The organism is Acinetobacter sp. GSS19, assembly GCF_028621895.1.
In the GTDB taxonomy this organism is placed as follows: Bacteria; Pseudomonadota; Gammaproteobacteria; order Pseudomonadales; family Moraxellaceae; genus Acinetobacter.
The window spans coordinates 267,145-281,372 of sequence record NZ_CP117520.1 but is presented as its reverse complement, the minus strand read 5'-3'; the positions used below and the strand labels follow the sequence as shown (position 1 = coordinate 281,372).

Annotated in this window: 10 protein-coding genes; 8 read left to right on the top strand and 2 right to left on the bottom strand. The window is 48.2% G+C overall.

All coding sequences use genetic code 11. The annotated features are described in order from the left end of the window. Window positions 1-3: 3 nt before the first annotated feature. A complete protein-coding gene (locus PGW99_RS01405) occupies window positions 4-3,657 on the bottom strand; it encodes an exodeoxyribonuclease V subunit gamma (protein ID WP_273778307.1) in 3,654 nt (1,217 codons plus the stop codon). Window positions 3,658-3,841: 184 nt separating this feature from the next. Here PGW99_RS01405 and PGW99_RS01400 point away from each other — a divergent pair, with 184 nt between their 5' ends. Next, window positions 3,842-4,360 carry a hypothetical protein gene (locus PGW99_RS01400; protein ID WP_273778306.1) on the top strand — a complete coding sequence of 173 codons (519 nt, stop codon included), beginning with the start codon at window positions 3,842-3,844 and terminating at the stop codon, window positions 4,358-4,360. A gap of 21 nt (window positions 4,361-4,381) precedes the next feature. Here the strand turns inward: PGW99_RS01400 and pap are convergent, their stop codons facing one another. Further along, window positions 4,382-5,800, bottom strand: coding sequence for a polyphosphate:AMP phosphotransferase (gene pap, locus PGW99_RS01395; protein WP_273778305.1), 1,419 nt, complete (start codon window positions 5,798-5,800; stop codon window positions 4,382-4,384). A gap of 208 nt (window positions 5,801-6,008) precedes the next feature. On the opposite strand from pap, the gene PGW99_RS01390 reads away from it, so the two are divergent. The 7 genes from PGW99_RS01390 to PGW99_RS01360 all read left to right on the top strand — a co-directional run bounded on the left by PGW99_RS01390 (window position 6,009) and on the right by PGW99_RS01360 (window position 13,974). Next, entirely contained in the window at window positions 6,009-6,716 is a 708-nt protein-coding gene (locus PGW99_RS01390; protein WP_273778302.1) for an FFLEELY motif protein, read from the top strand. Between the two features lie 155 nt (window positions 6,717-6,871). Beyond that, on the top strand, window positions 6,872-7,807 hold the full coding sequence (gene ubiE / locus PGW99_RS01385; RefSeq protein WP_273778300.1) for a bifunctional demethylmenaquinone methyltransferase/2-methoxy-6-polyprenyl-1,4-benzoquinol methylase UbiE: 936 nt from the start codon (window positions 6,872-6,874) through the stop codon (window positions 7,805-7,807). A gap of 14 nt (window positions 7,808-7,821) precedes the next feature. Then, window positions 7,822-8,487: a ubiquinone biosynthesis accessory factor UbiJ gene (locus PGW99_RS01380; RefSeq protein WP_273778299.1), complete on the top strand. Its 666-nt coding sequence runs from the start codon at window positions 7,822-7,824 to the stop codon at window positions 8,485-8,487. A 17-nt stretch (window positions 8,488-8,504) separates the two neighbouring features. Further along, window positions 8,505-10,124 carry an ABC1 kinase family protein gene (locus PGW99_RS01375; protein ID WP_273778298.1) on the top strand — a complete coding sequence of 540 codons (1,620 nt, stop codon included), beginning with the start codon at window positions 8,505-8,507 and terminating at the stop codon, window positions 10,122-10,124. 177 nt (window positions 10,125-10,301) lie between these two features. Continuing rightward, window positions 10,302-11,090, top strand: a complete 789-nt coding sequence (hisIE, locus tag PGW99_RS01370) for a bifunctional phosphoribosyl-AMP cyclohydrolase/phosphoribosyl-ATP diphosphatase HisIE (RefSeq protein ID WP_273778297.1) — start codon at window positions 10,302-10,304, stop codon at window positions 11,088-11,090. A gap of 8 nt (window positions 11,091-11,098) precedes the next feature. Next, window positions 11,099-12,601, top strand: coding sequence for a UvrD-helicase domain-containing protein (locus PGW99_RS01365; protein WP_273779385.1), 1,503 nt, complete (start codon window positions 11,099-11,101; stop codon window positions 12,599-12,601). A 17-nt stretch (window positions 12,602-12,618) separates the two neighbouring features. Next, on the top strand, window positions 12,619-13,974 hold the full coding sequence (locus PGW99_RS01360) for an AAA family ATPase (protein ID WP_273778296.1): 1,356 nt from the start codon (window positions 12,619-12,621) through the stop codon (window positions 13,972-13,974). The last annotated feature ends 254 nt before the right edge of the window (window positions 13,975-14,228 follow it).

Sequence of the window (14,228 nt, the reverse complement as noted above, 5' to 3'; positions counted from 1 at the left end):
GGCTTATGCCTCCTCCACCGTCAGATGAGACAGAATTGGCTGATACAGGACATAAGAAAATTCTTGCAAGGCCTGCTGGAGCAGCTGATTGGCATCCTGATGCTGCAAAATAAACTGCCAGTCACGATGCTTAATATTCCATTCCTCACCGTCATACGGATAGGCTGCAAAGCTATCGGATTCATTCCATTTCTGCAGGATTTTATCGGAATCCAGTGGTGTATAAGGGGCTTGATCGGTCCAGGCCAGTTTCAATTTATCGTCCAGTAACAAGGCAGCGGGCAAGACCAGTGGCTTACGCTGCGCATACTGCCAGGCAGCAAACCATTCCTGTAAATACTGTTGCGCCTGCGCTGAACTGATCCCCTGGCAAATCATGGTTTTTTCCGGACACACCACAATGCGTTGCAAGTCACGACCGGATGTGCCCAAATCGAGATAAGCCAGCCACATTAAGTATTCCAGCCAGGTTTTCGCACGCGATTTGGCTTTGGCTTTTGAAGCCTGCACACTCAGCCAAAGGGTTTCATGCTGTGGCACATGAATACTCAAATGCAGCTGGGCATGGACTTTCCAGAGCTGCTGAGTCGTGGTTGTCGGGTGCAGTGCATACTTATGCATGCGGTCACGCAAATGGCTCTGTTCAAGCAAACTCAGCTGCCAACTGGCCTGTTGGGTTTTGCCGACTGGTAATACATCCAGGAACTGTGCCGGATCAACCTCACGTTGCTGTTGCAACAGGCTATTGCGCACATGATATTGCTGCAGCCGATTCAGCAATAACGGTTCCTGCTGTTCGGGTAGATCCTGTGGACTGAGGTTTTTAATGCCCAAGGTTTTTAAATACAAACGGGCGGGAAACAACACATCCTGTATCCATTGCTGACCATCGAGCACCTGAACTTCATGTTCAATCGGGCTATAGTCAACATTGGTCCAGCCTTCGCGCTGACCACTGGCATGACGGATCTGTCTTGCTACCTCAAACCACTGATCCTGATAGCGGATCTGATCCACACAGGCAAAACCTGCAGGATCAAACGGTTGTAAGGGATGCAGATGGTACAGAGACTGCAACTGTTCAGGCACTTCAATCCCATTCAGAGATAACAATTTCGGCAGATCCGATTCAGTTGCTGCCGGTTTGACAATGAAGGCCATGTGCTGAACCAGCTCTTGCAGTACAGTAGATGGATCACGCACTTCACCATCATTGACATCAAAGCCATTGTAGAACAGCCAGAGACTCTGCTGTGCCAGTAATAGGGCATCCAAGAAGGCACCCTGGTCATCTTCCAGACGTGAACGATCGCCGAGTTGTGGTTTCAGCAAGTCCATTAAATCAAACGGCACATGCTGCTGGCGACTTGGAAACTTTCCACTGTCCAGATTCAGAATCACCATCAATTTATAAGGCAAAGGACGAATCTGCCCCAGCTGGCTAAAGGTAATCTGTCCGGTCGGCTCGGCCTGTTCCAGTTGTGCATCCAACAGCTGGTTCAATTCTTCAATCAGGTAAGGTAAAGGCAAACTCAAACGCTGCAAAGTCAGTGCCGCATTCGGGTCATGATATTCGGCCAGCGTAAGGATACGTTCTTGTTTTTTTATCAGGTCAGCCACGATGCCGAGTGATTCCACCCCAGCCTGCAAAAAGGCATCCACCTCTTGTTTTAAACGTTTTAGCCATTCCTCAACCCGAATCGTTTGGCTCTGTTCATGTGCGTTCAACCAATGCCGACGGACATCAAAATCCTGATAAATCTGAATCAGTTGAGCGATCAGCTCAAAGTCACTTGGTAAAACTTCAGCAAAACTCAAAGTGCCCTGAAACACGCGATGCTCTGGAATCGCAATCCCTAACGCCAAACGGTCAAGCGCAAACTTAAAACTAAAACGGTAGTCTTCATCGTCCTGTGCCAGACTCTGCTGCAAATGCTGTGCATCGAAGCCACGCTTAAAACCCGCTGCCGTCAATAACTGCACCATGCGTTCAACGCTGTGATTCTCTAGGGTGTAGTACTGCTGCGTGGCAGCCAGCCCCAGCCAATCCGCCAGATCTTCCAGGGTAAAACGTCCTTGTAACAGCTGCATACGCCCCAGCACAGCACGCCATGCCAGATTGGCATCCAGCCGGGTGACACCGGCAATTTTTATTGGCAGATAGACGCTGTGCTGCGACAAACGTGAAGCATGCTGATGCTCACGCTCGCTCGGTGGCGGTGCGAAGACACTGCGAATCAGTGGCTCCAGCTCTTTCAGATTCGGGCTGAGTACCAGAATATCACTCGGATGGCGCGGCTGTTCTTTACTGCCTTGAGCCAGCCAATGGATTAACTGTTCTTTCAATACTTCCAGTTGACGCAAACTGGAATGACAGACATGAATCTGGATGGAGTCATCCTGCTCGGCCAGAACATATTGATGCTGCTGTGGTTCAACCAGATACAGCACATCTGACTGGATTTTCCCCAACAACGTCTGCGGATAATCATCCACAAAGACATCGGCCCAAACGCCGTCTTCTCCAGAAGACAGGCTAGACAATAAAGAGAAATGATCACGTGCCTGCTTACCTAAACGGGTCAGTAAAGGATGGCGGGATTCCCGGTTCTGTGCATTAAAATTCAGGGTGAATTCCTGGAAAAACTGCTGAATTTCAAGATCAGTTGCATTCGGATGTTTTTCAATAAAACGTTCCTGAACCCGCACATCGTAACGGGCTTTCCAATGCGGATCGACACTATCTGCCCAGTATTCCTGTGACGGGTTGTAATGCAGAATATAGATTTCCAGGTATTGCCCCAAACGGCGTAAAAACGCTAACTGACTTGGAGGCAAGTCCAGCAAGGTAAAAACGGTTAATTGCTGAGGTAAGCGGCTCAATGCCTGCTGCCGGGTTTCTGGATGCTCCAACATTTGCCAGAACTCTTGGTCAATGTTCTGCATTTCCTCAAAATCCTGATGAAACACCGCCTGCCATAACCAGCGTTGCCAGGCTTCCAGTTCTCGTGCCTGATTCAGGCTAAATGCCGAAATTTCGCTGCCTGTATGGAAGAACAGCTCCTCTACCTGTAAGGGCTGATTTTTGCCCCACGCCTCTAACCAGTTGGTGGCACAGTGACAGGTTTGCTGGCAACCGCGCTGACAATGGCCACGGTAGACCATATAGTTGCTAAACAGACGTGAAACCTGTTCCGCCACCCAGTACAGCATGCTCTGTTTTTTTAGCTGTTTCTCGAGCCCTTGCAGACGATCCGCACTTTCATAAATACGCTGGATAATCGGATACAGGGCATGATCAGCGGTCAGTATGATCTGCTCGCTATCGATATAGGCTTTTAAGGCTTGGAAAACCCGCCATTTAATAATAATGCGTGGAATATTGGCTTTGCGAACCTGTTCTTTCTGTTCATGCAACACCCATTGATAGGCTGACCACTGGAAGCCGCGGATACGATGATGAAACTGGGTATTGGCACTGATGCCTTTTTGTTCGGCTAGTTGCTGGGTGAGCCAGACCTCAACTGCTTTGGAAGGAACAATAAAATGCTGTGGTTGAAGCACCTGAAAAGGATTTGCTGAGGCTTGATTCACGGCTGTTAACAAAGCTTGTACCAAAACCTCGATGCGCTGGCTTTGAATAACATGAATCCCCATGGACGTTACCCTAATCTTTTCGAAGTGTAATCAGTGCACAAAAGCATAAACTTTATTGACTATACTGTCACGGCACCGTATGCCATTTTCACGCTATCGGCGGGTGGTCATGTTGCTCAGGCCAGCGCTAAATCAATGCAGATGTAAACAGAAAAACAACATACCGAATGAAGGTTCTCTATTTATGAAAAGTTCGCATATCCACCATACGATTGATCCCTCAATGAATCTTGAACAGATTCGCCAAGACTGCCTCGACCTGGTACAAAAACGTGCCTATATGTCGGCAGGTGCCGCAGTGGTTCCCATTCCATTTTTTGATGTGGTGATTGATATTGGTATCTTGTCGCAACTGTTGCCGGAAATTAATGCCCGCTTTGGTCTGGCCACAGATCAGATGAGTGTGTATGACAGCAAGACCCGCCAGATTCAGTGGAAAGAACTGCGTAAACGGGGCATTGAATTTTCCGGACTGGTCATGGCACGTAGTGCGGCAAAAGTGTCTTTGCAGGGTCTGGTCACAAAAGTCCTGACCAAACAGGTCACCAAATTCATTCCGTTAGGAGGACAGGCCGTTGCAGCTAGTTTGGGCTATATGGTCATGAAAAAAGTGGCCGAAGCACATGTCCAAGATTGTTATCATCTGGCCAAACGCATCCAGCAACAGTATCCCGCGACCAATATCAATAATAGCGAAAAATAAAACGGCTTAAGGCAAAGCGGCCTAAACCGCTTTCAACTGTTTCAGAATAGCCTTTAAAATCTCAATCCGCGCCGTGTACTTATCATCACTAGCAATGATATACCACGGTGCATAAGCCGTACTGGTGTGCTCAAACATGTCCGCAGCAGCCTGCAGATAATCATCCCATTTTTCACGATTACGCCAGTCTTCTTCCGTGATTTTAAAATGCTTGTGTGGGGTTTCCTGTCGTGCCTTAAAGCGCCGTTCCTGTTCCTCTTTGCTGATCGAGAGCCAGAATTTAATCACCACGGTCTGGCTATTGACCAGATCTTTTTCAAATCGGTTGATCTCAGCATAAGAGCGCTGCCATTCCACGGCCTTGGCAAACCCTTCGATCCGCTCGACCAGTACCCGACCATACCAGGAACGGTCAAAAATGGTGATATTGCGCTCGGCTTCCAGTTTGGTCCAAAAGCGCCATAAATACGGATGGCGACGTTCATAACGTTCCGGTGCGCTAATGGTATGAATGTCGTATTCACGTGGATCAAGCTTTTTCACAATACGCTTGATGGCTCCCCCTTTACCCGAGGCATCCATGCCTTCCAGCACAATCACGACATTACGGGCATCCAGGCGCAAGGCATCCGCCACCTTGCGGCTCAGACTTTTCAATTCAGCCTTATAGTTAATCGGATCCAGTTTGTTTTGAGCCGGTTGCAACAAGGCTTCAGGAATGGCGGCAGACGGCCAAGGCGTGCGGGTATTCAGCACGTGATTCGGCATATGTTGGAGCGCTTGCAGAATATACTGGGCAAACTGCTGGTTACGCAGCTGTTCTTCTTCGCCATCAATCACAAACCAGTCCTGGGTAAAACGCTGACGCAACTTTTGCAAATTGTCATATTGTTTTTTATTACGCCAGTCCAGACCATGCAGACGGTGGAAATGTTGCTCAGAGGCATCCATGTTATCAAGACGTTTCTGCAAGGATTTCCAGGACAAATCAAACCAGACCTTAATAACATCGACATGGTTATTTTTTAGATCCTGCTCAAAAGCACGCATATTTTCGATATAAGCATCAAACAGGGTTTCATCCAGAGGTTTTGACACATGCATGGCCGTTGCCAGTAAATCGCTATACCAGTTGCCAAACATCACCAGAATTTGCCCTTCAGCCGGAATAAAGCGAGCGTAAGGCAGCCAGAACGGTTTTTTGGCATTAAATAAGTAAGGTGGATCCGCTTTGACTTTTAAAAAGCGTGGATCCACCCAACCTCGGAGCTCTTTGACCGCCTCCCCCTTACCTGCCAACTCAATGCCGCTCACCAGAATCACCAGACTTTTGGCATTACGCTTGCCACGACTTTCACGTAACCCGTACTGAGCCTCAATCAAACGGCACGACAAAATATCTTCATCTAAAATTTCATAGTTCGGGGGTGTTTCGGTCATCTGATCGACTCTAATGTTTTATTATCATTTTCCAGTATAACCAAGCTGTCACATTCGTCACATCCCACTAAAGCGCAATTCTGTATATTATTTTTGCCCCGCTCTAACCGTTACATCCTGCTTTTTTGTCATATTTTAATCACACAGTCATAGCCCTATCGCGTGACAGCCACTATGATTTGCACAATTAAAAAAATCGGATCCATCCATGTCCAAACTTTCTGCCTTAGATGAGTTGTTAACCCTGTATCATCAACTGCATTACCATCAGAATCCGCAACTGTTACAACGTCTGCGCGATGTTCAATCTTGGCAAAAAAAACGGATTCAAGCCATGCATGTGGCGCAGTTCCAGCAGAAAAACAACCAGTTGATGGCTGATTACTTCATGAATCGTCTGTATGGTGGACCCGATTTTGATGTGCTGGCGCAGCAGATTGAACGCCTGTTGCAATATGCCCACAAGGTCGAAAAAATGCTACCCGCCAGTGCCATTCAGACTGGAACTTCTGCAGTGTATCTAGCTGTTTTGGCAGTGCAACTCGATGAGCAGGTCGCCATGCAACTGTTAAAGGATCATGCAGCAGACTTACCTTTAACCGATGAAATCATGCGTCAAGCCTACCTGAAGCTGGATCAGCAAAGTCAACGTTTAAAGCAACTACAATTGCTGGATCAGCTCGGCAGCAGCCTAGATAAATATATGCGTTCATTTGTGGTCTACACGGCGTTTAAAATGTGTAAAGGCAGTGCTTATAAACACCGTTTCGATACGCTATATGATTTTATGCAAGAAGGCTTTTTGGCCATGAAACCTTTAAAGTCGGCGGAACAGTTCGTGAAAGCCTTTACGGCGATTGAGCGCCAGGTGATTACCAAAGTCCATGCCGGCGATCCAGAGCCCTTTCGACCTTGACGTTCTTTCGTGTAAAAGTGCCAGAATTTAAACAGGAATTTTTCTGTATATTATTGATCACAATTCCATGCCGGACGCTGTAAAACATTTTACAATCTGGCATCATGCAAACATTGCCAGATTTTTCTTATTTTTGTGTTCAGGAGCGACTCTCTATGTCGAACGAAAATCAAAAAGCTACCTCTGCAACTGAACAGACCACCAGTTCAGACAAAGTGAGTCCTTTCTTAAGCACACCTTTACCTGAAGGCACCCCACAAGGCCAGCAACAATCTCTACAACAACAGGCCGACAGCAGCAGTAAAGTCGCCAAATACAATTTGCCACGCGGCGCCAATACCGGCAATGTCGGCGAAGTCACCCACTTTGGCTATCAAACCGTACGTGCTGAAGACAAAGCCCAGAAAGTGGCGGAAGTATTCCACTCAGTCGCCAGCAAATACGACATCATGAACGATCTGATGTCCTTTGGTATTCACCGTCTGTGGAAACGTTTTGCCATTAATATGTCAGGCGTGCGTCGTGGCCAGCACGTTCTGGATATCGCTGGCGGTACAGGTGACCTTGCCAAAGTATTTAGCCGTGAAGTCGGTCCAAACGGTCATGTGGTTCTGTCAGACATCAACGAATCCATGCTGAATGTGGGCCGCGACCGTTTGCTAGATGCCGGCTGTACCAACGTGGATTTTGTCTTGGCCAATGCCGAAACACTGGAACCTTTTGCTGACAACAGTTTCGACTTGGTAACCATCAGTTTTGGTCTGCGCAATGTCACCGATAAGGATGCCGCATTACAGGCCATGTACCGTGTGTTGAAACCAGGTGGCCGCCTGTTAATTCTTGAATTCTCAAAACCGGTATTTGAGCCATTCTCTAAACTGTATGACCTGTATTCATTCACGGCACTGCCATTGATGGGTAAACTGGTTGCGGGCGATTCCGAGAGTTATAAATACCTGGCTGAATCCATTCGTATGCACCCAGATCAGCGAACGCTGAAAGGCATGATGGAAAATGCCGGCTTCCAAAACTGTGATTACCACAACCTCACAGCCGGTATTGTTGCTGTACACCGTGGCTTTAAACTCTAAAGAGGTCAATGCTGATGTGGTCGATTCTGGCACTCGGCGCAGTAGAACGCCTGCTGCACCATGTGATTGATCTCGATGCGGTAACCCGGATCCAGCTCAATCAGCTGCAAGGTAAGATGTTGCGAGTCGTGATCGGGTCGCCACAGCTCTCGGTGGACGTGTTTTTTGATGAAAATCAGGTCCGTCTGGAACCTACGGTGACCGGACAGGCTGAGACTTCTTCTATTTTTGAGCAGCGTCCGTTTGATGCGCGATCCAGCATCAGCGAAGCCACGGCAACACTGCAGGTGGCGAATGTGGTTGAACTGCTGAAGTTACTGCTGTCTGACAGTGACCAGATCGGCAATATTCCCCTGCAGGGAGATTATCATCTGCTGCAGGATATCCAGCATATTCTGCACCAAGCCGAACCGGATCTGGCTGCGCATCTGACGCCATGGATCGGCCCAAGCCTGGCGCATGAGCTGGGTAAAATCCAGCTGGCTTCCCAACAGCTCAAACGCAGTCTGCAAAGCCAGCTGTTCTTTGCTGAAGATGCCTTAAAAGAAGACAGTGGTCTGTTTGCTGCACGCTGGCAAATGGATGACCTGCAGCAACAGACCCGGCAGTTCAACCAGAATCTTGACCGTCTGGAAGCCAAACTCCAGCAACTCTTTAACCAGCTTTCTTCTACTCCCTAAACCAGGTGACTTTTTCTATGATTCCGCATGTTTCACGTTTACTCGAACTTTGGCGTATCGCAGCGCATTACAGACTCGACACGTTGGTTCCTGCGGAAGAAGTCCCGGTCAAAGCCCGTCCAGCGCTCAGTCTGATCCGTTTACATCCCGCAGCCTGGCACAGCCGCGAACGTAAAAATCCCCTCAAGCTGAAACAAGCCTTGGAGGACATGGGACCTCTCGCGATCAAACTCGGACAATTACTCTCGACCCGGCGTGACCTGATCCCACCTGAGATTCTGCAACAGCTAACCCTGCTGCAAGACCGGGTCAAACCGTTTTCCGCAGAGCTGGCTAAAACCCGAATTCAGCAATCGTTGAAAGCCGATATCAACACCCTGTTTGCCCGCTTTGATGAGCAACCTCTGGCTGCTGCCTCGATTGCACAGGTACATACCGCTGCATTACATGATGGCCGTGAGGTGGTGGTGAAAGTCACGCGTCCACAGATCCGTCAGCAGATTCTGCAGGATTTTGAAATCCTGGCCTGGCTGGGTGACTGGCTGGAAAACCGCATTGAAGCCGCCCGTGCCCTGCATCTCTCCGAAATTATTCAGGACTATCGTCAGATTATCCTGAATGAGCTAGATTTGACGCTGGAAGCAGACAATACCCGTCGTATGCGCCACTATTTCACCGGCTCAAGCATGATGTATGTGCCTGAAGTCTATATGGACAGTCCGGATGTCATGGTGGCAGAACGGATCAGTGGTGTGCCAATTTCCGATACGGCTACTTTTGACCGTTTGGGCATGGATCGTGCCCAACTGGCTGAAAAAGGCCTTACCATTTTCTTTACCCAAGTCTTCCGCGATAACTTTTTCCATGCCGACATGCATCCAGGCAACGTGTTTGTGGAAACCATCAATCCACAAAATCCACGTTTCATTGCGCTGGACTGTGCAATTATGGGAGAGCTGTCCAAGCAGGACCAGATGACTGTAGCGCGAATGCTGCTAGCCGTCATGAACAGTAATTTCATGCAGCTGATCCAGATCGTGCATCAGGCGGGCTGGATTCCACCCGGAACCGACCAAGATGCTTTAGCGCGTGAAATGCGTCGTACCGTTGGCCCAATGGTGTCCAAACCGATGGATCAGCTGGATTTTGCCGGCATCTTGTTACAGGTGATGGATATTGCACGCCGTTTCCATCTGGAAATTCCACCCCAACTGATGTTGCTGCTCAAAACCTTGGTGCATGTCGAGGGTTTGGGGACAGATCTTTATCCGCAACTGGATATCTGGAAACTGGCCAAGCCGATCCTGACGGACTGGATCAAAGCCAATATGAACCCAGTCAAAAACGTGAAGGAAATTGGCCAGCAGATTCCGGATCTCTTGCTCGGTGCACATGACTTGCCAACCTTACTGATCGACAGCCTGAATGGCCTGAAAAATCAATCCGCTTGGCACGACAAACAACTCCGTGAATTGCAAAGTCTGCGTTTGCAAATGCAGCATCAGCAACGTCGCAACTGGATTTTTGGCAGTCTGCTGATGATCCTGTTAACCATTGCAATCATTGCGCCTTGGTATGTTTCTACGGTCCTGATTGTTGTGGCGAGTCTATTGTCTTTATGGCGGATCGCGAAATAAAAATTCCGGCTGATCTCATCCACAGAGGATGACTTACACCGAAAAGCTTCCCGTTTTGCGGTATCACGTTCAAGTTAAAATTGCATAGTTTTTAAAATTTCACCTCCTTTTCCGCTCACTTTGCCGTACACTATAAAGCTGTTTTTATAGTGTACTTTTTCTTTTGGTGAACCCCACATGAACAATTTGCAATGGCTCGATGAAGTGAAATTTAACGAACAAGGTCTGATCCCTGCCATTGCTCAGCATCATCAAACTGGCCGTATTCTGATGGTGGCGTGGATGAACCGTGAGTCTCTGGCACTTACTGCCGAGAAGAAACAGGCAGTGTATTTCTCCCGTTCACGTCAAAAACTCTGGCATAAAGGTGAGGAATCTGGTCATTTCCAGACCGTGCATGAAATCCGTTTGGACTGCGATGCGGACGTGATCACCCTGCAAATCGAACAGCATGGCGGCATTGCCTGCCATACCGGTCGTGAATCCTGTTTCTATCGCAAACTCACCGAAAATGGCTGGGAAATTGTCGATGCACAAATCAAAGATCCCAACCAGATTTATGGTGAAAGCGCCAAATCCAGCAATCCGCACACGCTTGCCATGTCTGCCTCGAATGCCCAATCCGAGCAGGTCGAAGTTTTGTCTTATCTGGGTGAAATGATGCAGCAGCGTAAAGCCGCTGATCCAGACAGCTCCTATGTGGCCAAGCTGTATCATAAAGGTCTGAATAAGATTCTGGAAAAAGTCGGTGAAGAAAGCATCGAAGCCATCATTGCCGCCAAAGATTTGGCTGTGGAAGCCAATGAAGACAACAAAAATGACCTGATCTATGAAACTGCCGATTTGTGGTTCCATACGATTGTCATGCTCGGTTATTTCGATCTAGAGCCGCAACTGGTGCTAAATGAACTGGCGCGCCGCCAAGGTTTATCCGGTCTGGTGGAAAAAGCCAACCGCAGCCATTAATGACCGAAGTGCCGAATCAGGAAAAACCCAAAGCCACCCATGAGCAAGCAATTGCCATCGATAACGCACGTCTGGGCCAATCCTTTAAGGTGATTGCCTATGCCGGCACAGGTAAAACTACCACCCTGCAAATGATCAGCGATGCTATGCCCGAGCGGCGTGGCATGTACCTGGCTTTTAATAAGGCGATTGCCACAGAAGCACAACAAAAATTCCACCGTCATGTAAATTGCCGCACCTTCCACTCGCTGGCTTTTCGCAGCGTGCCACGTGGCGTGACCGATAAATTACGCCTGCCACGTTTAAGCCCGAGTTTTCTGGCCAAGGAATATCGTTTAGAGCCGATCACTTTACGGCGGCTCATGGGTGGACGTTACGAAAAATACGTGTTGATGCCCAGCCGTTTGGCCAGTCTGGTCGCCAATGCGGTCAGTTTCTTCTGTTCCACCAGCTCACAATATCCGGCACCACGACATCTTCAAGCTCCCAGCTGGCTGCATCCGGATGATCTTGCTGTCCTACAACAACACCTCTATCCCGCGGTTGAACGGCGCTGGCTGGAATCGATTGATCCGAATCACCAAGCCGGGATTGGCCATGATATTTACCTGAAACTCTGGGCGCTCTCAGAACCGAATATCCCGTCCGATTATGTGCTGTTTGATGAGGCGCAAGATGCCGATCCGCTCATGTTGGGCATTTTGTTACGGCAGAAACAGACTCAGGTGATTTATGTCGGCGATGCGCATCAGCAGATTTATGCCTGGCGCGGTGCGATTAATGCCATGATGCAGTTGCCTTTGCCTGAATCGCGCCTCACCACCTCGTTTCGTTTTGGTGAGGCGATTGCGGAGGTGGCGAATACCCTGCTGGGCGGTCTGAACGAAACGGTTCCCCTGCTGGGCAATCCGCAGCTCAAGTCCAATGTAGTCAATAAACCACATACCAAAATGCGTGATGCGATCCTGTGCCGTACCAATGCACGTGCCATGGAACTGTTGCTTTCTGGACTGGTTAATGGCGATAAAGTCAGCCTGCAGGCCGATCATGTCAAACTGGACCGTTTTGTTGATGCGGCCAGCTTGCTGAAACAAGGCAAACGTGTCACCGATGTCCCGGAACTGGCCTGGTTTAATTCCTGGCATGACGTGCATGAATACTGCGAGACCAATGAAGGCAGTGACATCAAGCCCTTAGTCAAATTGGTTGATGATCACGGCACAGCCCCACTGAAAAAAGCCCTGGCCAAAATCACGCCAATTGAACAGGCGGATTATGTGATTTCTACGGCACACAAGGCCAAAGGATTAGAATGGAACCGGGTTCATCTGGAAGATGATTATCAATTCAAGCTCAATGGCCTCGACCATAAAATTAGCGACGAAGAACTGCGCTTACTTTACGTGGCGTGCACACGTGCTAAAGTAAGCTTAAATATTCATCATATTTATGACTTGATTCAACAGCTCAGAGTAAAAGCCTCCCCCAGCCTGCGCAAATCGGTAGGCTAAACTTTTGCAGGTGGTCCATGAAGCTTCATTCGATCCGCTTAAAGCATGCCAACCATTTTGCCGATTTACAGGCGAACTTCCATTATCATGACCAGCCGATCACCCTGATTCTCGGTGATCAGGGTGTCGGCAAGACTACATTGCTCAAACACTGCTATCAGGCACTAAGCTGGTTCTCCGCCCGATTGAAAGATGCTCGTGGTGCAGGCGTGATCATGCTGGATCAAGACATCATGCAGACCCGAATCCAATCCAAGATTGACATACAGGTGTGCATTCCTTCTGAATTGGGTCAATTGCCCGAGTCTGCAGACGTCACCGTGCAAGATTCGTCATTATGCAGATGGCAACTGTATAAAACCCTGAATGCGAACTCGTCCGGCCTCAGCAAGGCAGAAACCGCTGAACTGGAACAACTGATCGAACTCTATCAGCAGGCTATCAAACAAGACCCCCTGCAAGGCTTGCCCGTCATTGCCTATTATCCCGCTGAACGTTTCGTCAATGAAGTCAACCTACTCAGCAAAAATAATCCGATGGTGTTTCATGCTAGTTCCGCGTATGAACAGAATGCCATCTCTTTCACGACCTTTGCCCGTTTTTTTGAATGGCTGCGTGAAGTCAGTGATGTCGAAAATGCCCAGACTGCCCAATTGTTGCAGCAGTTTCTGACCCATGCACAGGACAAAAACAGCTCTTTTGATCTGGTACAGGCGCATGCCCAGATCCACAGTCCAGCACTCACCGCCCTAAAAACCACCTTACACACGGTTTTTCCCGAGATTAGCGACTTTTATCTGCAATATCATCCAAAATTGCAGTTAATGGTGCAGTATGAAGGTAAAACCATGCTGTACCAGCAATTGCCCAACACCGTTAAAAACTGGATTGCCCTGATTGGTGATTTGGTACGCCGTCTCTGTCTGCTTAATCCGTTAAGCCTCTATCCTTGTCAGGAAGGGGATGGCATTGTGTTGATTGATCATATTGATGCCCATCTGGACCAAAATCTGAGCCAAGTAATTCTGCAACGTCTGCATCAGGCCTTTCCCCAGTTACAATTGATTGTGACGGGGAATCGGAGTGAACTTTTAGAAGATGCAGCCCGCTACCAATGTCTGCGACTGGAGCATCAAACCTTACACCCTGTGCATTCCCCAGAAACCTGGGCAGCATTCGATCATCTGTATGCCGGTTTGGGGATCAGTACCGACCAACCTGAACCGCTAGAAAGCCTGAAACCGCCTGCGCCTCCCGTTGATCCGGAACAGGTACGTGAACTATTCCAACAATTGACAGTTGAACAGCAATCTGCATTATTGCAACAGCTGCAAGTTGATAGCGATCCAAGCAACCCCGAAACCTCTTTATAATTTTCCAAGACCAATCAATAAAACGGTATAAAATTTACCAATTGATAAACAATAATACTTTAAATAGAATCATCTCACTGAATATTCGACTATTTTACCGGCAATCAAAACAATCATAAGCTATTGATTTTGTTATTTTCATGTAATAAATATAGGGTATTATTAAAAAAAATAGGGTACACTACTCACTTTCCGAATCCGATTTTACAAGTTGCGCAATACAACTTGACGTTTTACTTTTGAACTGATGTGGG